Source organism: Citromicrobium sp. JLT1363, assembly GCF_000186705.1.
In the GTDB taxonomy this organism is placed as follows: Bacteria; Pseudomonadota; Alphaproteobacteria; order Sphingomonadales; family Sphingomonadaceae; genus Alteriqipengyuania.
This window is the reverse complement of sequence record NZ_AEUE01000008.1, coordinates 230,838-254,210: the sequence shown is the minus strand read 5'-3', so window position 1 is coordinate 254,210 and position 23,373 is coordinate 230,838. Positions and strand designations below refer to the sequence as shown.

At 66.2% G+C, this 23,373-nt stretch carries 19 protein-coding genes and 1 tRNA gene; 9 read left to right on the top strand and 11 right to left on the bottom strand.

Going from position 1 to position 23,373, the window contains the following annotated elements:
• Positions 1-66 precede the first annotated feature (66 nt).
• Positions 67-1,308, bottom strand: coding sequence for an SPOR domain-containing protein (locus tag ADAD_RS0113790; RefSeq protein ID WP_010414908.1), 1,242 nt, complete (start codon positions 1,306-1,308; stop codon positions 67-69).
• Between the two features lie 287 nt (positions 1,309-1,595).
• Between ADAD_RS0113790 and ADAD_RS0113785 the strand changes: the two genes are divergently transcribed.
• Genes ADAD_RS0113785 through ADAD_RS0113775 form a run of 3 tightly spaced genes read left to right on the top strand, consistent with a single transcriptional unit; the run spans position 1,596 to position 4,394 of the window.
• A complete protein-coding gene (locus ADAD_RS0113785; RefSeq protein WP_033193383.1) occupies positions 1,596-2,309 on the top strand; it encodes a ParA family protein in 714 nt (237 codons plus the stop codon).
• 14 nt (positions 2,310-2,323) lie between these two features.
• Complete coding sequence (locus tag ADAD_RS16435; protein ID WP_010414902.1) at positions 2,324-3,025, top strand: hypothetical protein; 702 nt, start codon at positions 2,324-2,326, stop codon at positions 3,023-3,025.
• A 4-nt stretch (positions 3,026-3,029) separates the two neighbouring features.
• Positions 3,030-4,394 (top strand): SPOR domain-containing protein, encoded by a 1,365-nt coding sequence (locus tag ADAD_RS0113775; protein WP_010414899.1) that lies wholly within the window; start codon positions 3,030-3,032, stop codon positions 4,392-4,394.
• A gap of 10 nt (positions 4,395-4,404) precedes the next feature.
• On the opposite strand, the gene ADAD_RS0113770 is transcribed toward ADAD_RS0113775, so the two are convergent.
• Positions 4,405-5,634: a dihydroorotase gene (locus ADAD_RS0113770; protein WP_010414894.1), complete on the bottom strand. Its 1,230-nt coding sequence runs from the start codon at positions 5,632-5,634 to the stop codon at positions 4,405-4,407.
• A gap of 10 nt (positions 5,635-5,644) precedes the next feature.
• On the bottom strand, positions 5,645-6,694 hold the full coding sequence (locus ADAD_RS0113765) for an aspartate carbamoyltransferase catalytic subunit (protein WP_029140152.1): 1,050 nt from the start codon (positions 6,692-6,694) through the stop codon (positions 5,645-5,647).
• Positions 6,695-6,805: 111 nt separating this feature from the next.
• On the opposite strand from ADAD_RS0113765, the gene sppA reads away from it, so the two are divergent.
• Complete coding sequence (sppA, locus tag ADAD_RS0113760) at positions 6,806-8,692, top strand: signal peptide peptidase SppA (protein WP_010414889.1); 1,887 nt, start codon at positions 6,806-6,808, stop codon at positions 8,690-8,692.
• Between the two features lie 138 nt (positions 8,693-8,830).
• Positions 8,831-8,905: transfer RNA gene (locus tag ADAD_RS0113755), tRNA-Val, on the top strand.
• A gap of 172 nt (positions 8,906-9,077) precedes the next feature.
• Here the strand turns inward: ADAD_RS0113755 and ADAD_RS0113750 are convergent.
• On the bottom strand, positions 9,078-10,496 hold the full coding sequence (locus ADAD_RS0113750) for a sigma-54-dependent transcriptional regulator (protein WP_010414887.1): 1,419 nt from the start codon (positions 10,494-10,496) through the stop codon (positions 9,078-9,080).
• Positions 10,496-11,251, bottom strand: coding sequence for a heme NO-binding domain-containing protein (locus tag ADAD_RS0113745; protein WP_237700832.1), 756 nt, complete (start codon positions 11,249-11,251; stop codon positions 10,496-10,498). Before ADAD_RS0113745 ends, ADAD_RS0113750 begins: the two co-directional genes overlap by 1 nt.
• Positions 11,252-11,298: 47 nt before the next feature.
• Between ADAD_RS0113745 and ADAD_RS0113740 the strand changes: the two genes are divergently transcribed.
• The 3 genes from ADAD_RS0113740 to ADAD_RS0113730 are packed head-to-tail and all read left to right on the top strand — an operon-like array spanning position 11,299 to position 15,205.
• Positions 11,299-12,543, top strand: coding sequence for a polysaccharide biosynthesis/export family protein (locus ADAD_RS0113740; protein ID WP_010414882.1), 1,245 nt, complete (start codon positions 11,299-11,301; stop codon positions 12,541-12,543).
• Positions 12,543-13,964: a GumC family protein gene (locus ADAD_RS0113735; RefSeq protein ID WP_010414878.1), complete on the top strand. Its 1,422-nt coding sequence runs from the start codon at positions 12,543-12,545 to the stop codon at positions 13,962-13,964. The genes ADAD_RS0113740 and ADAD_RS0113735 overlap by 1 nt, the downstream gene beginning before the upstream one ends.
• Complete coding sequence (locus ADAD_RS0113730) at positions 13,919-15,205, top strand: membrane protein (protein WP_010414875.1); 1,287 nt, start codon at positions 13,919-13,921, stop codon at positions 15,203-15,205. Before ADAD_RS0113735 ends, ADAD_RS0113730 begins: the two co-directional genes overlap by 46 nt.
• An 18-nt stretch (positions 15,206-15,223) precedes the next feature.
• Here the strand turns inward: ADAD_RS0113730 and ADAD_RS0113725 are convergent, their stop codons facing one another.
• The 5 genes from ADAD_RS0113725 to ADAD_RS0113695 form a co-directional block, all read right to left on the bottom strand.
• Positions 15,224-15,526, bottom strand: coding sequence for a hypothetical protein (locus ADAD_RS0113725; RefSeq protein WP_158005195.1), 303 nt, complete (start codon positions 15,524-15,526; stop codon positions 15,224-15,226).
• A gap of 197 nt (positions 15,527-15,723) precedes the next feature.
• On the bottom strand, positions 15,724-16,755 hold the full coding sequence (locus ADAD_RS16055; RefSeq protein ID WP_010414871.1) for a glycosyltransferase family 4 protein: 1,032 nt from the start codon (positions 16,753-16,755) through the stop codon (positions 15,724-15,726).
• Positions 16,752-17,741 (bottom strand): glycosyltransferase family 2 protein, encoded by a 990-nt coding sequence (locus ADAD_RS0113705; RefSeq protein WP_010414869.1) that lies wholly within the window; start codon positions 17,739-17,741, stop codon positions 16,752-16,754. The genes ADAD_RS16055 and ADAD_RS0113705 overlap by 4 nt, the downstream gene beginning before the upstream one ends.
• A gap of 27 nt (positions 17,742-17,768) precedes the next feature.
• Positions 17,769-18,701 (bottom strand): glycosyltransferase family 2 protein, encoded by a 933-nt coding sequence (locus ADAD_RS0113700; RefSeq protein WP_010414867.1) that lies wholly within the window; start codon positions 18,699-18,701, stop codon positions 17,769-17,771.
• Positions 18,701-19,975, bottom strand: a complete 1,275-nt coding sequence (locus tag ADAD_RS0113695; protein WP_010414865.1) for an oligosaccharide flippase family protein — start codon at positions 19,973-19,975, stop codon at positions 18,701-18,703. Before ADAD_RS0113695 ends, ADAD_RS0113700 begins: the two co-directional genes overlap by 1 nt.
• A gap of 298 nt (positions 19,976-20,273) precedes the next feature.
• Here ADAD_RS0113695 and ADAD_RS0113690 point away from each other — a divergent pair, with 298 nt between their 5' ends.
• A complete protein-coding gene (locus tag ADAD_RS0113690; protein WP_010414862.1) occupies positions 20,274-21,701 on the top strand; it encodes a WecB/TagA/CpsF family glycosyltransferase in 1,428 nt (475 codons plus the stop codon).
• Here the strand turns inward: ADAD_RS0113690 and ADAD_RS0113685 are convergent.
• The gene (locus ADAD_RS0113685; protein ID WP_010414860.1) at positions 21,695-23,362 is read right to left on the bottom strand and encodes a response regulator; all 1,668 of its coding nucleotides are present in this window, start codon (positions 23,360-23,362) and stop codon (positions 21,695-21,697) included. The two genes, ADAD_RS0113690 and ADAD_RS0113685, sit on opposite strands and share 7 nt — an antisense overlap.
• Positions 23,363-23,373: the final 11 nt, after the last annotated feature.

Here is a 23,373-nt window from a genome sequence, read left to right as displayed (position 1 = left end):
GAGCCGGGGGAATTGCGATCGACGGACGACGCGTGAGCGCCGACAGATTTCAACCAGCGAAGCCGTCTAACGGGTTACGAGGCAGTCCTGCCCGCCGCGCTTGAGCGCATTGCAGGCGTTCTGCGCATCGCTGCGGCTCGCAAAGCCGCCTGCGAGCAGCTTCGTCACGCGGCCCGAGGGTTCGAGCACGCGGCTGGCACCGGCCAGCTCGGCGCGGCTCTTGAGGCGCGCCCACAGGCGTTCCGCATTGCCGTCGACCGCGAAGGCGCCGAGCTGGACCTTCCACGGGCCGCCCATTGCGCGCGTCTGCGTGCCTGGCGAGGCAGGCTGCTGCGCGCGCGGCTCCGCCCTCGCCTGGGGGCGCGGTTCGGGTTGCGGGGCTGCCCGCGCGACGACGGGTGTCGTGGGCTCGGGCTCGACATAGTCTGGACTGGCGACTGCCGCAGGCGCGGACCGCCGCGCAAAGGTCGCCCCGGCATCGGCGGGGCTTTCGGTCCCGGTGACCCGGCTCGCCTCGGCAATCGCGGACTGCGCGGCAATGACCGACGGCGGCACGCGCGTCTCTTCGACAGGGCGCGGCACGCGCGCGGCGCGCGCGGAAGCCATGGCACTGGCAGGCGTGGCGCTGCTGGCGGGATCGGCAGAGGGGCGCGCGGGTGCAGGCGGGCTGCTCCCCAGGTCGGCAGCGGCGAGACGGCTGGTGCGCCGCGCATCGGCTTCGCGCTTCAGTTGGGGCGCAAGCGCCTGCGCGCGTTCGCGCTGGTCCAGCGGAATATGCGTATCCATCTGCCGCACTGCGCCCGCCGCCTGCGGCAGACCGGCAGCATTCGCCAGCGTCAGCAGCGCGTAGGCGCGAACCCAGTCCCGCTCCACCAGATCGCCGTTGAAGTGCGCGATGCCCAGCAGATACTGCGCGCGCGGATCGCCGCGACCCGCCGCATCGAGGATGTAGGGCATGGCATCTTCGCGCCGCCCGTTCTGGAACAGCAGCAGGCCAAGGTTGTCGGCCGCCTTCAGGTGGCCCTGCGCCGCTGCCTTGGCGTAATAGACTTCCGCCTGGCGGGTGTTCTGTTCCACCCCGCGGCCCAAGCGATAGGCCTGGCCCAGGTTGAACTGCGCATCGGCGTCGCCCTGCCCTGCAGGTTCGCGCCATTCGGCAACTGCGGTCGCATAATCGCCCCGCTGCCACGCGGCGACGCCCGTATTCACATCGGCCAGCGCCAGTCCGGGCGCGGTCAGGAGCGCCCCGGCAAGGACCAGTTTGAGGCCAAAGCTACGCCCTTTTCTTTCGGTGCTTCGCATGGTCATGGGTTTCCCGTCCTTGGCCAAAGGCAGATTGTCGCAATACTTCACGGTTGCGCTAGCGCCAGTTGGTTAACGCGCAATTACCACCGTAGTGCCCGGCACGCCACGCCCCCATGGCCGCCGCCCCGTTTCGCGACGCCCAGCAGGGGCCGCCCCGCGCCGCTGGCGGCCGGCGCGCGACCGCCCGGTTTAACCCAAAATAAAGGGTATCCTGCGAAGCATTCGCGTGCATCGGGCCATGCGTGGGCCGAAGCGCGAGACAGAAACGCATCATTCGGGGGGTACGCCCAGTGCGGGTATTGGCATTGGCTTCACAGAAAGGCGGATCGGGCAAGACCACGCTGTCAGGCCACCTTTCGGTGCAGGCACAGCGCGCAGGCGCGGGGCCCGTGGTCCTGATCGATATCGACCCGCAAGGCTCGCTCGCCGACTGGTGGAACGAGCGCGAGGCGGACTATCCCGCCTTCGCGCAGACCACCGTCGCGCGCCTTGCGCACGACCTCAACACGCTGCGCGGCCAGGGTTTCAAGCTGGCCGTGATCGACACGCCGCCCGCCATCACCATGGCGATCCAGTCCGTGATTTCGGTCGCCGAGCTGGTCGTCGTGCCGACCCGCCCCTCCCCGCACGACCTGCGGGCGGTGGGGGCCACGGTCGACCTGTGCGAGCGCGCGGGCAAGCCGCTGATCTTCGTGGTCAACGGCGCGACGCCCAAGGCGCGCATCACCTCCGAAGCCGCCGTTGCGCTGAGCCAGCATGGCACGGTTGCGCCGGTCACGCTGCATCACCGCACCGATTTCGCCGCGTCGATGATCGACGGGCGCACGGTGATGGAGATCGACCCCGATTGCCGGTCCTCGGCAGAGGTCGCCGCGCTGTGGAACTATGTCGCCGACCGGCTGGAAAAGAACTTCCGCCGCACGGTGTTCTCCGCCCCGGGGGCAACCGTTCACATGCCCTACGCCCCGCGTCAGGGCGGCTTCGGCCGCCGGATCGCGCAGTAGGAGGCGCCGCCGGCATGTCCGATATGAGCTTCGCCTCGCTGTCACCGACACTGCTTGCCCGCAAGGGCGGGGCCAAGCCGGCCATGCGCCGCCAGTCGCCGATGATTTCGGACGCGCTGACGAATGCGCAGCCGCACCAGCCGGGCGTGACCGACGGCGGGGAAGCGGACCGTCTCGAAGACCTGGGCTGGAACGACCTTGGCGAAACCACCCAGGAGGGTGCCACCGCCGACAGCCCCGATGCGGGGAGTGCGGAGCTCCAGACGAGCGACACCCAGAGCGCTGCTTCCGGCAGCCATGCCGTCGCCAGCAATACCAACGAGGTCGAAGACGATCTTGCCCAAGACGACACGACCGAAGGCGATTTCGCGCCGCTGGATCGTCACGCCAGGGGCAACGCGGCGGAGGAAGCGCACTCCGCAAGCGTCACACCGATCCACGAACGCGCGCCGCGCCTGCCGCGCCCACGGCTGGCGGCCAGCAATCCCGTTTCGGACGATCCCGTGGCGCCAATGCCCACAACCAGGGGCAAACGCACCGCATTCACCCTGCGGCTCGACGCCGAACGCCACCTCAAGCTGCGCATGGCCTGCACGCTCACGGGCCGCAGCGCGCAGTCTCTCGTAACCGAAGCGGTGGACGCGATGTTCGCTGAAATGCCCGAGCTCGATCCACTTATTGCCCGCGTCCAGACGCGAACCCACCAGGAGGGATAATTCCATGATCCGCCAGACATTTTCCAAGGCCCTGCTGATCGGTGCCGCGTGCGGAACGCTGGCGCTCACCGGCTGTACCGCTGGTTCGGGCGGCTCGGGCCCCAAGGCTCTCGCATCGGCTGCCGAAGCGCGCAGCGAAGGCAAGACGGACAAGGCGATCGCGATTGCAGAGCAGGCGGCTCTGGCCGCACCGCGCGATCCCGCAGCCAAGGCGGAACTGGGCCATTCCTATCTCGCCGCCGGTCGTTTCCAGTCCGCGCGGGCAGCCTTCGACGATGCGCTGGTGCTGGGCGATGTAAGCCCGCGCACCGCGCTCGGCTTCGTGCTCTCCTCGATTGCGCTGGGCGACAACAGCGCCGCGATCGAAACGCTTGAGGAATGGCGCGACGCGATGGACCCAGCCGATCTCGGCCTGGCCTATGCCCTTGCCGGAAACCCGGAAATGGGGGCGCAGATTCTCACTAACGCGCTGCGCAGCGGGCAGAACACGCCCATCGTGCGCCAGAACCTCGCCTATGCCAACGCGCTGGGCGGAGAATGGGCGTCTGCGCGCATCCTCGCGGCAGAAGATGTAGATCCTGCCGAACTGGACCAGCGCATCTCGCAATGGGCCAGCGTCGCCCGGCCCGAGGATTACACCGCGCGGGTGGCTGCGCTGCTCGGCGTGCAGCCCCAGGTCGATGCAGGAATGCCGACGCGGCTGGCGATCAACGGCGCCACGGCGCCCGAGCAGTTGCTGGCACAGGCCGCGGCGGCATCCGAAGCGGCCCCGGCGACTGCGAGCGGCGAATTGCCTCCCGTCGACCTGCTCGCCGCGAACGGCGCGGCACGCGAACTCAAGCCGCTTGCCCAGCCGGTCGGCGCGCGTGGCGGCACACAGACGAACCCGGCTGATTTCGACCGCGCATTCGGCGGTGAGAACACCAGCGCGGCCTCGCGCGTGGTGAGCAATCCGGTCGTGCAGAGCACGCCCGTGCGCACCTCCGTCGCATCCACACCGGCTCCGAAGCCCGAACCCAGGCCCGCCACCCCCGCCCCCGCACGCGAACGTGCCGATACGGCAAGCGCGCTGGCTGGCGGCACGCATCTGGTGCAGCTTGGCAGCTATGGCAGCGAAGCCGACGCGAAGCGCGGATGGGCCATTCTGGCCAAGCGCTATCCGCAGATTTCGGACCGCGAGCAGGTCATCACCCGCGCCAGGGTGCGCGGCAAGATCTACTATCGTCTTTCGGCGGGCAATCTCGCCTCGTCGAGCGCGCGATCGCTATGTGCCTCGGTGAAGGCCAAGGGCCAGGGCTGCATCGCGTGGGAGCAGAGCAGGCCGCTGCCGGGCACGCTCGATTCCGGACGCCGCGTCGCCAGCAGGTAAGCGCGCGGCGTCAGTCGACCTTGACGCCGCCCTTCCACAGACCAAGCACGCGGCTCTGCATGGGCTGACCGTCGAAGGGCGTATTATCGGCGGTCGCTTCCATCTTGCGGCGGTCCACCACCCACGGTTTTTCCTGATCGACCAGCGCGATATCGCCTTCGGCGCCTTCGCGGATCGTCCCGGCCTCGACACCGAGCAGCCGGGCAGGCGCGCCCGCCAGCAGATCGAACGCGCGCGGCAGATCGATCACCCCGTCGCGCACCAGAGTCAGCGTGCAGGACAGCAGCGTTTCGGCCCCCGCCATGCCCGGCTCGGCATCGCTGAACGGCAGCCGCTTGTCCTCCGGCCCGCGCGGATCGTGTCCGCTGGAGACCACGTCGATCGTGCCGTCCGCAATCGCGGCGACCACCGCGTGCCGGTCGTCATCGCTGCGCAGCGGCGGCGAGAGCCTGCCGAAGGTGCGAAAGTCGCCGATCGCAAGGTCCGACAGCATGAAGTGCGCGGGCGTGACCCCGGCAGTCACAGGTACGCCGCGCGCCTTCGCGCCGCGCACCAGATCGAGCGCGGCGGCGGTGGTCACCTGTCTGAAATGCAATCGCGCCCCGGCTATCTCTGCCAGCGCGATGTCGCGGGCCACGGCCAGCGCCTCGGCCTCGGCAGGGGCGCTGGGGAGGCCCAGCCGCGTTGCCATCTCGCCCGCCGTGGCCACCGCATCGCCCGCCAGCCCGCTATCCTCGGCATGGGAGACCACCACCAGATCGAGCATCGCGGCATAACGCAGAACGCGCAGCATCACGCCGCTATCGGCGATCCAGCCGCGCCCCGTGGCGATGCCGCGCGCGCCGGCCTCGCGCATCAGCGCGACCTCGCCCAACTCCTCCCCACCGAGCCCGCGGGTCGCGGCGGCGAGCGGATGGACCCACAGATCGGGCTTGCCGCTTTTGGCGATGTAGTTGACGCGGCTCGGCAGATCGAGCGGCGGGGACTGGTCCGGCATCAGCGCCGCACGGGTAATCCCGCCGAAGTGGAACGCGGGCTTGTCGATGGCGAAAACGCCCAGATCGACGAGACCGGGCACGATCAGCGCGCCTTTTGCGTCGACGATTTCATCGCCGTCCTGCGCCACATCCTCGCCGAGCGCGGCAATCGCGCCATCGACGATACGAACGCCGCCATCGCGCACGCCATCGGGCGTGACCAGCCTGCCGTTGGCGAGGGTGAGTGGCCGCGTCTGCTTCATCGCCGCCCCCTCACTTCCACTGTCCCTGCCCCAGCGGGCTTTCCCAGCCGGGCAACTGCCGCGCGCGGCGCGTCAGCACGTCGACGCACGCCATGCGCACGGCCACGCCCATTTCCACCTGCCGGGTGATGATCGAGCGGTCGAGCATGTCGGCCACATCGCTGTCGATTTCCACACCCCGGTTCATCGGGCCGGGATGCATCACCAGCGCATCGGGCGCGGCGCGGCGCAGCCGCTGCTGCGTCAGCCCGTAGAGATGATGGTATTCGCGGGTCGAGGGGATGAACTGCCCGCTCATCCGTTCGGCCTGAAGGCGCAGCATCATAACAACGTCGCACCCGTCCAGCGCGGCATCGAAATCGACGTAGGGCTTCGCGCCCATCATCTCGATTCCCGCAGGCATCAGCGCAGGCGGCGCGCATACCCGCACGCTCGCGCCCAGCGCCTGAAGGCACAGGATGTTGGAGCGCGCCACGCGGCTATGCGCGATGTCGCCGCAGATCGTTACGACCAGTCCGGTGAAGTCCTCCGCGCCCTCGCCCCGCTCGTCGAGCGCATGGCGCAGCGCGAGCGCATCGAGCAGCGCCTGGGTGGGGTGTTCGTGGCTGCCGTCGCCTGCGTTGAGCACCGGGCAGTCCACCTTGCCGTCGATCAGATCGACCGCACCGCTCGACCCGTGCCGGATCACGATCGCATCGGCGCGCATCGCGTTCAGTGTGATCGCGGTATCGAGCAGGGTCTCGCCCTTCTTCACGCTCGACTGCGCGGCATGCATATTGACCACGTCCGCCCCCAGCCGCTTGCCCGCGATCTCGAAGCTCAGCAGAGTGCGCGTGGAATTTTCGAAGAAGGCGTTGATGATCGTCATCCCCGCCAGAAGATCGCAGTGCTTGTCCGGCTGGCGGTTGAACTCCACCCACTGCTCCGCCTCGTGCAGCAGGTACAGGATCTCGTGCCGCTCCAGCTGGGCGATGCCGGTCAGACTGGGATGGGGAAAGGCATGCCCCCCTGCGGGGAAGCGACCGGAGCCCGTGCCGGGTGGTGATCCTGCGGAAGCCATCGAGGCCATGCCACTAGTCGAGCCATGTAGGTCGCTCAAGCACATTCGGCTGGCGACATTCCTTCAGCGCCTTTAGGGATGGGAAGCTAAAAGCTACGGGAAACGGGCCTCATGGAATTTGCGAAGAACGTCTGGAAACTGCTGGTCGCGATCAAGGACGGCCTCTCGCTGGTGTTCCTGCTGCTGTTCTTCGCGCTGCTGTTTGCCATTCTGACCGCGCGGCCCAATGCCGCGGCGATCAAGGAAGGCGCGCTGCTGATGAACCTCGACGGGTTCATCGTGGAAGAGCCCGCCCCTCTCGATCCCTTCGCCGTCCTTTTCTCCGGAGAAGCGCCCACTGGCGAGCATGACGTGCAGGACGTGATCCACGCGCTCGAAACCGCAGCCGAGGACGACCGGATCAAGGCCGTCGTGCTGGACCTGCGCGAATTTCTGGGCGCGGGCGCCGTCCACCTGCGCGAAGTCGGCGCGGCGATGGACAAGGTGACGGCCGCCGAAAAGCCCGTGCTGGTCTATGGCACCGCCTACACAGACGACAGCATCCGGCTGGCCGCCCACGCGAGCGAAGTCTGGCTCGATCCGCTGGGCGGCGCGGTCATCGCCGGGACCGGCGGCAACCGCCTGTATTATGGCGAACTGCTCGACAAGCTCGGCGTGAACGCGCGCGTGTTCAAGGTGGGCACCTACAAGTCCGCGGTGGAACCCTATCTCGGCAATTCCATGTCTGAGCCCGCGCGCGAGAACGCGCAGGCGCTCTATGGCGAGCTGTGGAGCGAATGGCAGGCGCGGGTGAAGAAGGCGCGGCCGAAGATCGATATCGAGCGTGTGGCACAGACCCCGGCGCAATGGGTGCAGTCCGCCGACGGCGACATTGCCGAGGCCGCGCTGGATGCGGGCATCGTCGACAAGCTGGGCAGCTGGACCGACTTCGGAGAGCGCGTCGCGGAAATCGCTGGCGAAGATCCGGGCGACAAGGCGCCCGGCGCCTTCGCCAGAACCGAGCTTGGGGCCTGGCTCGACGACAATCCGATGGACGATAGCGGCGATGCGATCGGCGTCGTCACCATCGCGGGCGAAATCGTGGACGGGGACGCCGGGCCCGGCACCGCCGGGGGGGACCGGATTGCCAAGCTGCTCGACGATGCGCTGGACGATGACCTGAAGGGCCTGGTCGTGCGGGTGGATTCGCCCGGTGGATCGGTGCTGGCGTCCGAAGCGATCCGCGAGGCGATCCTGCGGCACAAGGCGATGGACATCCCCGTCGCGGTCAGCATGGCGAATGTTGCGGCCAGCGGCGGCTACTGGGTCTCCACCCCCGCCGACCGCATCTTTGCCGAGCCCGAAACGATCACCGGCTCCATCGGCATCTTCGCCGTCCTGCCGACATTCGAACGGCTGGCGGACGACTGGGGCGTGAGCGCCGATGGCGTTTCCACCACGCCGCTATCGGGACAGCCCGATTTCGTGGCCGGGTTCAATCCCGAAACCGAGCAGATTCTGCAGGCCTCCATCGAAAACGGGTACGACCGCTTCCTGCGGATCGTTGCCAAATCGCGCGGGAAGAGCACTGCGCAGATCGACGCCATCGGCCAGGGCCGCGTCTGGGATGGCGGTACCGCCCGCCAGAATGGCCTCGTGGACCAGTTCGGCGATCTCGACGCCGCCCTCGCCTGGGTGGCCGAGCAGGCCGAACTGGAAGACGGCGACTGGCATGCCGCCTTCCTGGGTGGCGGTGCCGACGAGTTCCAGACATTGCTGGCCCAGATGCTGGGCGGCGACACGCGGGGCTCCGGCGGCGACCTGTTCGCCCTGGTCGCGCGCCAGCAGGCGCAGACCCCCGCCCGCGTTGCGCACGACATGGAACGCCTGATGGAACGCCCCGGCATGAGCGTGTATTGCCTCGGCTGTCCGGAACCCAAGACTGCGGTGCAGCGCTCCGTTGCCGGGCCGGGCCAGGGCAACTGGCTGACCACGCTCATGCGTCTGGCTGCCGGGTAATACGGGCAGATCGGCCGGGTTGCCGGTCTGGCCGATTAAAGCGCTTGCGCTGAAGCGACAGGATTGGCAAAGGCGCCCCTCGGCCCGTTCCGATCCCATGCCTTTTTCGGCCCATGCGATTATCGGTAACGGTGAGCCGGGCGCGTAGCTCAGTGGTAGAGCACACCCTTCACACGGGTGGGGTCGCAAGTTCAATCCTTGCCGCGCCCACCATCTTTTCCGTGGCTTATGCGGACCGCAAAGGTGGTCCATAGAAAACCTGGGAAAGACCGGCAGTCATTACCGCCAGAACTCTGGCGGTTTCCCCTGCAAGCAGGCGCTCACCCGCGAGATTGGCGAAGCCGGTTGGCGGCCATCCGGGGCATTATCGCCAAGCCATGACCGCTCAATTGACAGCTGCCCCCCACTTTTCCAGCTTGCGATAGAGGGTGGAGGGGCTGACATCGAGCGCCTTCGCCGCCTTGGTGACATTCCCATCGCATCGCTTGATCGCTGCGTGAATCGCCATGCGCTCAATCTGATCCAGCGTCATCCCTTCCCACACGTCCTGCCGCGCAGGTTGTTGCTCCGCGCCGAGCGGGGTCGGCGTGCTCGCATCCGGTTGGGCATGGCTGGCGGAGCCCGCCTGCTGGGCGGGTGTGCCGGGATGCCGCTGCAATGCGAGTTCCAGAGTCGGACCCGACCCGACGACCACAGCGCGGCGGACGGTGTTCTGCAGCTCGCGGACATTACCGGGCCATGGATGTTCGTACAGCGCGGCGCGGCTTTCCTCGCTCAACGCGGTCATCTCGCGCCCCTCTTCCTTGCCGAAGCGCGCCATGAATTGCTCCGCGATCAGTTGCACGTCCGTTCCGCGCGCGCGCAGCGGCGGGAGTTCGAGCGGGATGACATTCAGGCGATAGAACAGATCCTCGCGGAACCGCCCCGCTGCCACTTCCGCAATCGGATCCCGATTGGTGGCACACACGATCCGCACATCGACCGGTTCGACCTTGCTCGACCCGACCGGCTGGACGGTCGCGGTCTGCAGGAAACGCAGCAGCTTGACCTGCAGCTTCAGCTCCATTTCGCAGATTTCATCGAGAAACAGCGTGCCGCCATCAGCCGCCTTGGCAGCGCCGATCCGGTTTTCGACCGCGCCGGTGAAGGCACCTTTCACATGGCCGAACAGCTCGGACTCCAGCAGGCTCTCGGGAATGGCGCCGCAGTTGATCGCCACGAAGGGGCCATTGCTGCGCGCGCCTGCGGCATGGATCGCTTCGGCAGTCACCTCCTTGCCCGTGCCGCTCTCGCCGGTGACGAAGACTGTCGCCTTGGAACTCGCGATATTCTCGATCGCGTCGTAGACCTGCTGCATGGCAGGCGATTTGCCGATGAAGCCATGATACCCGTTTGCGGTGTCCGCAGGCTTGGGCGGCTGTGCCTTGCGCGCGGGCCGGCCCCGTTCGGCGGCGTTGCGCACCGTGGTCAGCAATCGCTCGCCCGCCACCGGCTTGACCAGGAAATCATACGCGCCCAGCCGCATCGCGTCGATCGCGCGGGCAAGAGAGCCATCTGCGGTGACGATGATGAACGCAGGCGCCGGTTTGTCGCCCGACGAACCGGCCTTCATCAGGTCCATTCCATTGCCGTCGGGCAATTGCAGGTCCAGCAGGACGACGTCGAAATCGCTCCTCTTCAGGGCCGCCTGTGCGTCGGCCAGTGTCTCGCTGACATCGACCTTGTGTCCGGCACTTTGCAGCTGCGCCGCGTATCCGAGCGCGATGGAGGCGCTGTCTTCGACGATCAGAACGGAGTTTGCCATTATGCCGCAATCCTGAATGTGGCGGCATCGCCGCTCTCGCTACAGTTGACCCATTCGATCTTTCGCTCGTCGCCGAAGTGTTCGAGACATCCCCGGATGAGGCCGCAAGCAATATGCGCCAGCGGACGGTGCGAACGATATTCGACGATGCACTGCCCGTCGCGCGTCTCGGTCGTCACTTCGGGCGGGGTCGCGTCCGGATAGAGCACCTTCACATCCTCGTGGATATGGCCGCGCACATGTTCGAGCAGGCTCTCGGCAGTGGAGTAGGACGACATGATCTCGGGATAGAGGATCGTGAAGCGCCCGAACAGGTAGCAGCCGAAAGCCTCGCACAAGGCAGCGACCGGAACGCCCGACAGCTTCGACGCCTCCCCCACGAGGAGCAGGGCGTGCGCTGTGGGATAGACGCCGATGCGCGAAAAGGCGGCATCGTTCGGCAGATCCGCCGCGGCGATAACCTGCTCCACGAATAGCGGACTTTGCTCCTCTTCCATGAAGCGGATGAGTTCTGAAAATATAAGGCCTTTCAAAAGAAGCTCCTGTCTCAACGGAGAGCGCTTGCGCGCGGACGCATTCACAGGAGCAAGATGCGTGCCGGTTTCGAGCGGCGGAAAAGCGTAAATCCGGGCCATTGGCCGAAGCATAATGCGAAATACCTTTGCAAAATGCGAAGATAGCCCTTCGCAAAATGCGAAGCCGAAGACTTCGGCGGCGCCGAACGCCCGAAAACCGCCATGCGCGCCATCTGGCACGCTCCTTGAAACACCTGGCCCAAATGCAATCCAGAGGGTCAGGTTCGATGTCTTTCAATTTCAATCGCCGCATTTCCGTTCTTGCAATGGCGGCTTCGGTGGGTGCCTGCGTATCGGGCCCTGCCCCGGCCAACATCTCCGGCTCCGCCTGGCTGCCTGGCCAGGACCTGGCTCGCACCAGTGGTCATCCCGAAGGCGATTGGGTCATGGCCTCGCCGGCCGCGCGCGGTGCGCCGACCTGCGACTGGCGCGCGCCACGCGAACTCGACACGCTGCGCCGTGCGCGGCCGGAGGAATTCCTCGCGCGCACCGCGCCCCTGTCTCCGGGTGATCGACTGACGCTGAGCCTGCTGGGCGACGAGGACGAGCTTGGCGGCACATACGTGATCGAAAGCAACGGCACGATCGTGGTGCCCGGCCACCGGCCGCTGATGCTGGCAGGCCGCTCGATCACCGAAGCCGAGCAGGCGATCCGCGCGGAACTCGTGCGATCGGGTGTGGTCCGGCCGCTGCGCAATGCCGTGTCGCTCTCGCTGATCGAGGCGGCGGGCGTGCCCGTCGCGGTATCGGGCGCGGTGTTCATGGAAGGCGCGGTGCGCGCCGGGGAACGGACCCCGGAAAGCCGGATCGGCCTGAAGGAAGGCGACGTGCGCGGCGACGACAACGTGTCGCGCAGCGTGGCCACCGCGATCCGGGCAGCGGGCGGGGTTCGCCCCGATGCGGACGTGCAGCGCATCTACCTCATTCGCGGCGATGCCTATATCGAGCTGGACCTCTCCGGCCTGGCGCGTGGCTGGACCGCGAACGACGTCGCGATTGCCGCAGGCGACCGGGTGATCGTGCCGAGCCGCGGCTGTTTCGATCCCGCACTGGCCCGCCCCACCCCGCTGACGCCTCCGGGGATCAAGGTCTTCATGTCCAACCTAACCAAGGGTGCCAACAACAATGCGGGCGCCGGCGTCGGGTCGGATACCACCTCCCTGCCCTACGGCACGCGGCTGCTGCAGGCGCTGGTCGCCATGAACTGCGTCGGCGGGTCCTACATGCAGTCGGATCGGCGCGCGGTGCTGATCTCGCGCAATCCGCTGAACGGGCAGAGCATCGTGGTGGAGCGCGACATCGAAAAGCTGGTGCGCGGTGCAGGGCGCGATGCGGCCAATCCGCTGCTGATGCCCAGCGATGCGATCGCCTGCTATGACAGCCGCCTGTCGAACCTGAACGAAGTGATCGGTTCGATCGGCAATGCTGCGGGCAGTGTGACCCCGGCCATCCTGCTCAGCGGAGCCGACTGATGGACCGCACCGATCCCTATTACAAACCGGCGCCGCGCTGGCTGCTGAGGGTATGGGCCTTCGTTCGCGACGGCATGCCTGCGGTGGGCCGCTATCGCCGCTACATCGTCACCATGGCGATCCCCTTGGCGGCGATCTGGATCGTCACCATCGCCTATCTGGCGCTGGTGCCCGACCGATACGACAGCCGGATGACGCTGATCCTCCCCGGTTCGGGCGTGGGCGGCTCGGTCAATCTGGAGTCGATCGGCCAGGCAACGTCCACCTCGGCCTCCGCTTTCTCCAGCACCACGCTGAGCCCGACGGAAAACTACAAGCGGCTGATCACGTCCGACATCGTGTTGCGCGACGCGGCCCATCGGTCGGGCGAGGACGAAGACGCCTTTCCCGCGCCGCAGGTCAAGCTGATCGACCAGACCAACCTCATTGAACTGACCATTCCCGGCACCTCGCCCGAGCAGGCGCGCGCCCGGATGGAGAACGTGCAGGCTGCCTTCATGGCCGCGCTCGACACCCTGCGTAAGGACGAGGCGGCGACGCGCGAAAAGGCAGACGCACGCAGGATCGCCGAACTGGAACACAAGGTCGATGCCGCTCAGGCGGCGCTGCTGCAGTTCCAGGGCGAAACCGGGCTCGTCTCGCTCGACCAGTTTGCCGGGCGGGTCTCCAGTCTCGACCAGATGAAGGCCGCCGAGCGCGACCGCCGTGTGCTCGTGGCGGAAAGCGGTGGCACCGCCGGTCGCCTGGCGTCTTCCTTGCAGATCAGCATTCCGCAGGCGCGGCTGGCGATGCAGCTGAAGGCGGATCCCGTCTTCTCGCAGTTGCTCACGCGCTACGCCGCGACGGTCGGCGAAGAGACGCAGCGGGGCGGCACGCTCGGTTCGGCCCATGGCGCAATGGAAAAGCTCGGCGCAGAACGCTCTGAACTGCGCGAAGCGCTGGCGCGCCGTGGTGCGCGCCTGACCGGCGCCAGCAACAAGGATGTGCTCGCCTTTTCCGATCTCGCCGTGTCCGACACGCGCGAACGGCTGTTCGAAACGCTGACCAATCGCGACAGCATGCATGCGGGCAATCAGGCCGCCCTGGCGGAGCTTCGCCGCCAGATCAGCCAGGAATCGGGCCGGAGTGACGAGCTTGTCGCCCAGGCGTCCGAGCTTGCCGGGTTGGTGCGCGATCTGCGCGTTGCCGAGGCAGTGTTCAGCTCGGCCCTGGCCCGGCTCGATACCAACAAGGCGGACCCGTTCGCGTCCTACCCGCTGGTCCAGACGCTGGAAGTGCCCTCGCTTCCGCGCGGTCGCTCGGCCCCGTCGCCGATCATCGCCCTCGCCGGTGCCCTTGGTGCCAGTATCTTTGTCCTCTTTGGGTTCCTGCTGCTGTGGCTGCGTCAACCGATCATCCGCAAACTCCTGCCGAACGCCTGATCTCGGTCGCGATACAGTCCACCTGGCTGCTCTGGCTGGTGGGTGGACTGTATATCGCCGGGCCGGTGATCGGCTGGACGCTCGCGCTGATGGCGTGCTGGCTGGCCTATGTCGACCGGAGGGTGAGCGAGCGTTTCGCCAACCTGCCGCTGACGATCTGGCTGTGGCTGCTGGGAATGGCCGCGATGCTGCTGATCCTCTGGGCGGGCCACGCGAACTTCGATCTGGGCACGGGAAAGACGATCAAATCCTCGATCGGCTGGGCCAAGGGCTGGGCGCTGATCGCGCTGTTCCCGCTGGCAGGCGCGTTGCTGCAGGTGCGCGAGGAGGTCATCTATCGCGCGGTCTGCAAGCTCGGCGCGCAGACGCTGATGCTGCTGCCGCTGTTCGTGCTGGCGCCCTTCATCGGACTGCCCGAGACCCTGTGGGTCTCTCCGCTCAAGGCCGTCGGCGGCCCGGGTCCGGAATACTTCGCCACCACGCTCTATACGATCGAGCCGGGCGCCGGCACGCCGCGCTGGCAGTTCTTCGCTCCGTGGTCCCCGGCGGCCGGCATGGTCGCGGTGATCTTCGTCCTGCTTGCCGCGCGCGACAAGCACGTGGGCTGGCGCACGGTCGGCATCATCGCCGGGCTTGTGCTGGCAATCCTTTCGCAATCGAGGCTGGCTCTGGTCGCGCTGGCGGTGATCGCTCCTGTCGTGTGGGGCCTGGGCCGGATGGACCGCGCGTGGATGTGGTATCTCGCCGCTCCCGCCATGGTGTTGCTGGGGATATTCGGGCCCGCGCTGATCGAGATCGTCGAGGCGCTGATGAACGATTTCTCCGCCGCGCGAGCCGATTCCAGCCGGGTGCGCGCAGCCCTGGGGCGCATTGCAATCGAACGCTGGCAGGGCGAAGCATACTGGTTCGGCCACGGGATCGTCGAGAACGGGCCGCATCTGGTCGAATACATGCCCATCGGCAGCCATCACAGCTGGTACGGCCTGCTGTTCGTCAAGGGACTGACCGGCGCGATTGCCCTGGCGGTGCCGCTGTTCAGCACGCTGCTGGTGCTCGCATGGCGGGCGCGGCAGGGCAGCGCCGAGCGGGTCGCGCTGTCGATGGTGCTGGTTCTGGTGCTCTACAGCTTCGGCGAGAACCTCGAGATCCTCGCCTATCTGTTCTGGCCCGCACTGGTTCTGGTGGGCAAGGTGCTGGCTAAACCCGGCGGCGGTGCCAGGCCAGAGCGGGAAGACGCCTGACGCGGGGAGGGCTCCGGGCTAGCAGCCCTCGCCGCTTTCATCCGCCCCGCTCTGCTCTTCTCGCTCGCGACTCCACCGCAGGCGGGAGGCATCGACGGTGTCCGCCCCCATGCACTCGACAAAAGCGGTTCGGATGGCGGCCTTGTGGGGCTGCCAGCGTTCCGCTTCGCTATTGGGGTTCATATCATCCGCGAGGAAAGCCCACTCGACGAACTGGTCCGCTGTCACCGGGCCTTCGGGCGGGATCAGCAGATCGACGTGCATCGGTCGTTCGTGCTTGATGCATCCGCAAAAGCCCAGGTCAGCGCACCGTATGTGCATCAGTCGATCGTATGCGCGCCTCTCCATCATCCAACACTCGCAGATTAGCACCTGCCCCCATAATCAAGGTAAGGGTGCACAGGCAGTTCCCTTGGGTCGAACGTGCCGATTTTCTCTGCCCCAAAAAGCAAAGGGCCGCCCCGCTGCCAGATGCAGCGGGGCGGCCCAAGCGAGCCCTGATGGGGGGCAGGCTCGCTTCAGGCGGCCATTCTCCAGAAGGGGGCATGCACTTCGCCTGCCGTCTCACTGCCAGCGGCGGCGAAGACTTCCAGCCATCCGGCCAGGATCGCATCCGGGAGACCCGACACCTCGAAGCGCCCCGCATGGCCCAGCTCGGGGAGCGGCAGCTGGGCGAACTCGTCGATGGCCGCGGCGATTTCCTGCGGTGTACGCATGGGGCGCGCCAGGCCGGCCGCGCCGACCTGTTCGGGCAACCCGTCCACATCGGCGACCAGAATGGGCCGCGCCGCCATCCGCGCTTCGGTCGCCACCAGACCGAAAGCCTCATGCCGGGACGGCACGATCACGGCATGGCAATCGTCAAGGAACGTAGCGGGATCGTCGATCCGACCGCGGAAGTGAATGTGGGGATTCTCGCCCGCCGCTTCGCGCATGGCGGCCATTTCCGGGCCTTCACCGATCAGCTGGAGATCGATCTCGCCCTGCGGGAGAAGCGATATTGCCTTGATGAGCGCCGCGAAGTTCTTCTCCCCCGCGAAACGACCATAGGCGACGAGGCGCAGGGGGCCCTTCCTCGCCTGGGGGATGCCAGGAAGCGAGAACAATTCCTCACGCCCGCACCACGGGTGGATGACGCGCAGCTTGTGGGTTGAAATGCCGACGTCATGGGCAAGCCAGCGACACTGCGCCTGCGAAACGCAGATGATCTCGTCGTACAGGGAATATGCGAGCCGCAGCAGTGTCATGAACCTGACCGGAGCCTGGACGCGTTCGCGCACGAAACCCTCGGTATAGCTGTGCTCGACATGGACGAGACGGGCAGACCGATTGCGCATGCGCAGCGACAGGAGGTACCCAAGCCGCGACCAGCAGGGCGGGACATGCGTCACCACAAGATCCGCATCGAATACGGGGGCCAGCCGGTCCTGTTCGATGGCCACGGTCCGCGACCGGGCATGCCCGGTCAATTCCGGGCGCTCGAACACGGTGAGCGCCCGGGACACGCCGCCAAAGGCGAAATCGTCGAGCAGGTGAACAACGTCGATCATGCCGCAGCCTGCTTGAGATAGTGCTGCGAGATCGCGCGGAAGCGTTGCGGGCCCAGGACCTTCGCCGCCACGACGGCACCGGCCGTGGTCGCGCTCTTGCGCGGTTCTGCCACGAGCATGCGCGGCTCGAGGCGGACGGCCTGGGCGAACAGGTCGGCGGCCAGTTCTGCATTGCCGAGCTGGACCGCACGGCGAGCAAGATATCGCAGTTGGTAGGCCCGTGCCGCTACGCCATGTTTCGCAACCAGATCGGGCGCATAGCGCATGGCTTTGTCCAGCATTTCGGTCCAGCTGAGATACTGCTTCACGATGTTTGCCGAAAGCGCGCCGCCGACGATGCGGTATTCGGTCAGTTCGCCCGCGATCCCTTCGAAACGCACCCCGTGCGCTGCCGACAGGCGTACCCACAATTCGATGTCTTCCGACTGGCGGAAACTCTCGTCGAACCAGCATTTGCGCCAGGATTCCTCCGGGTGGGTGAACATTGCGGCGTCGATGGCCGAACGGCGCAGCACTGCGGCGCTGCCATTGCCGACCGGGTTGCGGCGCAGGATATCCTGAGGGCGAATGCCGGTCAGCTTGGGGCGCATCGCCACCGCCAGCTCGTTGCCGACCTGATCGATCATCCGCGACCCCGAAAAGCTGACGCCGATCGACTTGTCCGCTTCCAGATGCACGTAGTGCAGTCGCAGCTTCTCGGGGTGCCAGCGATCGTCGGAATCGAGCAGTGCGATATAGGGCGCGCGCGCCGCTGCAATCCCGCTGTTTCGAGCACCGGCCAGACCACGGTTGGCCTGCGTGACGATCCGAATACGCTCGTCATAGAAGCTGTGCACGATCTCCATCGAGCCGTCCTGTCCGCCATCGTCGACGATGATCAGTTCGAAATCGGTGAAGGTCTGGGCCAGAACCGACTGGATCGCTTCGGCCACATAGTCCTGAACATTGTAGACGGGCATCACGATGGACATTTTCGGATTGGTCATTGGAAGTCCCCTTTGAAAGTCTTGAAATCAGGCAAAAACGCTGGTGCGCACGGCCTGCGGAAGCAGGCTGCTTCCGATCGCCGCGCCAAGCGTGAGGCCGCCGCGGCGCGTGTCGGAAAAGAAGCCGCGGTAATCGGCACGCAGGCCATCGAAGGCCATCTGCCGGGCGAGCGGTGCGGGCCCGCCTGCGCGCAGGATGCGGCGAGCGAGGTAGCGGCAGTAGATTGCTTCGCTCCGGCGCATGTCGAAGCGGCCTTCATATTTGGCTGCGAGCTCCCGCCAGCCTGCAAGCATGGCCTCGTAGTCGCAGGAAAGGCCGTCCGGGCTGAGGCGGTAATCCACCAGGCACTGGTCGATGCCGGCGATCTTGCGCCCTTGATCCACGAAACGTGCCAAAAACTCCTGGTCCTCGGCGTGGTTCATGCCGTCCTGGAAGCCGCCCATCGCAAGGAAGGTCTCGCGCTTGATGACCAGGTTCGAGGTGGTGCAGACGGGGTTTTCCGACAGGACCGCATCCAGGCGAAGCGGATCGACCTGAACGGTCGAATAGGTCAGCGGATCGGCAAGCGTGCCGTCTTCGCGTTCGGACCGGAAGGCAATCTTGGCGAAGCTTGCCTCAATGCCTTGATAGATCCCGTGCAGACGGTCGTGCTGCAACAGCTTGTTGGGGCGCCAGCAATCGTCCGCATCGAGGAATGCGATCAGTTCGCCCCGGGCCAGCTGGGCACCGAAATTGCGGGTGACCGAAACGCCTTCCTGGTTCTTTGAAAACAGCCTCACGCGGTGGTCGTTGCCTGCAAATGGCAGCATTGCGCGCACGCTGTCATCGCTCGAACCATCGTCGATCAGGATGATCTCGAAGTCCTTGAAGGACTGGGCGCGCACGCTCTGCACTGCGGCGACGATGGTCCGTTCGGCATTGTGAACCGGGATGATTACGGAAAAACGGGGGGTGTGCATCAGGCTTCTCCTGGGGTCGGGTTGGATTGAAGGGTCGAGGCGAACAGGTGCGCGATGGCCGCGGGCAGCATCACCAGCGCGAGGCCGGCGGCGTAGGCAGTGCATGCCGCGGCAAGAGAGTGGGTGGAGCCGGCGGCCAGCCCGGCGAGGCCGGTGATGGTGGCAGCCAGAGCCAGGCGCGTTTCCACGAAAGGCCGCTGGCGGGCGCGCAGCCAGGCACCGATCAGCGAACCGGCGTAGAGCGGCAGCGCAGCCAGAGAGAGCAGCGCGATGTAGGGGGCAGCGTCGATCCACTCGGCGCCGAACACCAGCGGCACATAGACCGGTGCCAGCAGCGCCTGTGCGGCGACGACCGGGGCCAGCAGAACCAGGCCCAGCACGAAGGACTGGCGGAACAGGCGGGCGCGGTCCGCATCGCCTGCCTGCTTGCACAGCAGCGGGAAGACCACCGTGTTGCAGGCCGCAACGAAGGACAGGGTGATGCCCAGCCCGGCATTGAAGGCGAAGTAGTACAGGCCCAGCGCTTCGCTTCCCAGCAGCGCGCCTATAACCAGCTTGTCGGCATGGATGCGCAGCGCGGCGATCAGCTCGGAACCGAGAATGGCCGGGCCGTAGGCCGCGAACTCGCGCACCGGGGCGTAACCCGCGGCGGGATTGGCGGACCATTTACGGGCGCGGCGCGTCAGCACGGTCCACAATGGCGCGGTCAGCAGCTTTGGCAGCACGATCGCCCATGCGCTTGGCCACACGACCACCAACGCCAGTGTCAGGCAATGGTCCGCCATCGTCTGCGTGGCGCCGATCCGCGCGGTCGTGGTCAGGCGCCCGTCGCGCATCAGCAGGAAAACCTGCACCAGCGCAGGGGGCATGCAGACATAGACGCCCGAGAGCACCGCCAGCATCAGCGCCGCTTCGGAGAGATCCCAGATCGCGAACAGCGCGCCTGCAATGCCCAGCTGAATGCTGGCGACGCCCAGGCAGACCGCCCAGAACAGGCGGGCGGCAGTATTGCACAGGGCAGGCAGCTCTTCGTCGCTTGCGGCGATGATGCGCTGGCCGATGCCGGCATTTGCGAGCACGCGGATCAGTTCGAACAAGGTCAGCGCCAGCGCCGCCGTGCCAAGCAGTTCGGGCGACGTGCGCCGCGCAATCACAAGAATCGCGAGGATGCGCACGACCCGGGTCGCCGCCTCGGCCGAGCCATAGGCGACGAGGCCTTTGGCAATCGGCGCGATGCCTGCGGGCAGCCGGTTGGAGATGGTACGTGCGAACATTGAATGCGGGTCCTCGAATGGGTTCACCGCATTGTTTCAAGGACTGTGCCAATCCCTGTTTTCTGGGCTTTTCGATAGCCGGAGGATGCCGCCCCCCACAAGCGAGGTGGGCATTTTCGCATTCTGCAACGCGACCCGTGGCAATCCGCGAAAACAAGCACGCGCAAATTGCGAAATGAAATCGAACGGGACCGGGGCCGCCCCAATGCGTATCTTCTATCTCACTGTAATTGCGTACTTTTCAAGATTTGGCACGGCAATTGCTGGGTGGGAGCCATCCAATAGAAGGAACGCTTCCATGAGACATAATCCGACAAGCGAATTCACCACCTACGACTTCGCCGCGTTCATGCAGCGGATCAACGCGGCGGAGGCGCAGCCGACGGTCGATCTGTTCGGCCACACCCTCGTCAAAGGCACCCGTGAGAATACCGCGCGCGAGATCGTGTCGCGCGCCGCTCGCGGAGAGCGCACGGTCGTCAACTTCGTCAACGCCCATTGCGTGAACACGCTTTACAACGATGCCGGATATCGCCGCGCCCTCGAGGCCAGCGACCGCATCCTTCCCGATGGCAGCGGCATGTCTCTCGCCGCACGGATGGCGGGCGTGGAACTGGGCGAGAACCTCAACGGGACCGATCTGTTTCCGCACATCTGCGAATTCGCCGAATATAGCGGCCAGGCGATCTTCCTGCTGGGTGGCGACCATGGCGTGGCCGACGGTGCCGCAGCATGGGCGGCGCGCAGTTTCCCTCGCATCGATATTGCGGGCACCTGGCACGGCTATTTCGATGCCGGGCAGGAAGACGCCCTGATCGAACGGATCAATCGCTCCGGCGCCTCGATCCTGTTCGTCGGCTTCGGCGTGCCGCTCCAGGAAAAGTGGATTGCCGAGAACCGTCACCGGATCGAAGTGCCTGTCATCCTCGGCGTCGGCGGCCTGTTCGATTACTACTCGGGCCGCATCCCCCGCGCGCCCAAGGCGGTTCGCGCCATCGGCTGCGAATGGGCATGGCGCCTCGCAATGGAGCCGCGTCGCCTGGCCAAGCGCTATATCGTCGGCAACGCGGTTTTCATGGCGCATGCGGCGCGCCACGCGCTGGAGTGTCGCGGTGCGATGGACAAAGCGTCTGCAGCCATCAAGCGCGCCACCGACATGGCGATCGCCGCGATGGCGCTGGTGGCTCTGTGTCCGGTCTTCCTCGCCGTCGCGCTGGCGATCAGGCTAGAGGATCGCGGCCCGGTGTTCTTCCGCCAGACCCGCATCGGTGAGCGCGGACGCAATTTCAGCATGATCAAGTTCCGCTCGATGTACACCGATGCCGAAGCGCGGCGTGCGGCGCTGCTTGCTCACTCGGAGCGCGACGGAACCTGCTTCAAGATGAAGAACGATCCGCGCATCACCAAGGTCGGGCGCTTCATCCGCCGGACCTCGATCGACGAATTGCCGCAGCTCATCAACGTGCTGACGGGTGAGATGTCGCTGGTCGGCCCGCGCCCTGCCTTGCCATCCGAAGTCGTGACCTACGCCGGGCAGAGCTGGCGCCGACTGGGCGGCAAGCCGGGCATCACCTGCATCTGGCAGGTCAGTGGACGGGCCGAAATCCCGTTCAGGCGCCAGGTGGCCATGGATTGCGCATACCTGCGCCGGCGTGGCCTGCTGACCGATCTGTCGCTGCTGCTGCGCACGGTTCCGGCCGTCGCTACCGGTCGGGGTGCTTACTGAGCATGCGCGACACGCTCACCATACAGGTCGTCGCAAGCCGCAAGGCTTGCGGCGATCGTGTGCTGCAAAGGGTCGACCAGGCTCTCCCGCTGATCGACCGGTGCGCTGCGGATCTCGCCCAGCTGAGTCACCATCGCGACAGCGCCAACGTTCAGGCAGATGCCCTTGAGACTGTGGGCAAGCCTGTCAGTAAGTTCATCGTCGCTGGCGAGGATTGCGCTGACCAGTTTTTCACCATTCTTTCTCAGATCCTTGCGGAACGCATGGAGCATCTTTTCGCGAAAGGATGGGGGCAGGACCAGGAATGCTTCGAGGAAAACCTCGATATCGAACAGCGCCGTTTCCCCAGCTTGCGCGCTGTCGGCTGACAGAGCCGCGCGCAAGGCGGCATCGAGTGCATCGCGCCTGATCGGTTTGACGAGACACTGGGACATGCCCGCGGTCAGCAGGCTTTCCCTTTCCGCCTGCAGGCTGTGCGCGCTTATGCCGATGATCGGGACGCGGGCCTGCGGTCCGGGCAGCGCCCTGATGGCGAGCGTCGCCTCTTCCCCAGTCATGATCGGCATCATCACATCCATCAGCACCGCGTCGAAGTCGCCATTGCGGATGGCATCTACCGCATCGCGTCCGTTGGTCACCGCAGTGACCTCCCCTCCCATGATCTCGACCAGCTGGGTGATGACGAAGGCATTGCTCTCGGTATCCTCGGCCAGCAGTATCTTTGGCGCTTGGCCATCTGCCGTACGGAGCGCCGTGAATTCAGTGGTCGGAACGCTGACGGGCACTGGCCGATCTTCACGTTGCCTGGTGCCAGTCTCATCGGCAGTCGTAATAAGCTGATCGGCAATCGCCGCCAGATTGTCCGCGGCATCCAGGCCCCGGTTGGCGAGTTCGTCACCCGGATAGCGCTGGACCAGCAGCTCCATTGCGCCGGTCAGCCCCCCCATGGGGGTGCGAATGCGGTGGGCCATCTCGGAAATGAAGCGGTTTCTCTTCTCCAGCGCCCTGCCCGTCTCCGCCTGCGCCAGACGAAGTGCGTCTGTGAGCCGGTCCAGTTCCTTCACCCGGCGCTCGGCCCGCAACTGCAGGGCGCGGACGCGGCGGGCATTGGTACGGCTTTCGGTGACATCGCGCGCGGTGGCGAACACGACAAACTGATCCTCAACGGGCGTGCTCTCGCGCCGTACGTGCCAATCGAGCCAGCGCACCTCTCCGTCGGGCCGAAGGATGCGATGCTGGAAGGTATGATCCCTGTCCGGCTCGAGCGAGGCGAAGGCGTTGCGTGCAACGCTTGTGAAACGCTTTCGGTCGAGCGGATGGATCGCCTCGCCCAGCCGCTTCTTGCTGATGATCGTTCCTTCAGGATAGCCCAGAAGCACCGCGAAGTTCGCAGATGCCGTGAAATGGCGACCGTGCTCGACGTAGATGGTCGCCAGCTCGGCGAGACGCTGCGCATTCAAGAGCTTCTGGTTCTCGATATCGAGCCGTTCGACAAGCTCACTTTCGCGCTGGCGCAAATCCCTGTTTGCACGGTCGAGCTCGCGCATGCGCTGGTCGAGCATCGTTTCCGCGTCCTCGAGCGCCCTCTCCGCGCGCGTGAGGCGGCGTGACAGCAGCTCTATCTGCGCTTCAGGTGGAAGATCAGCCCAGTCGCTGACCATCTGCAATCTCC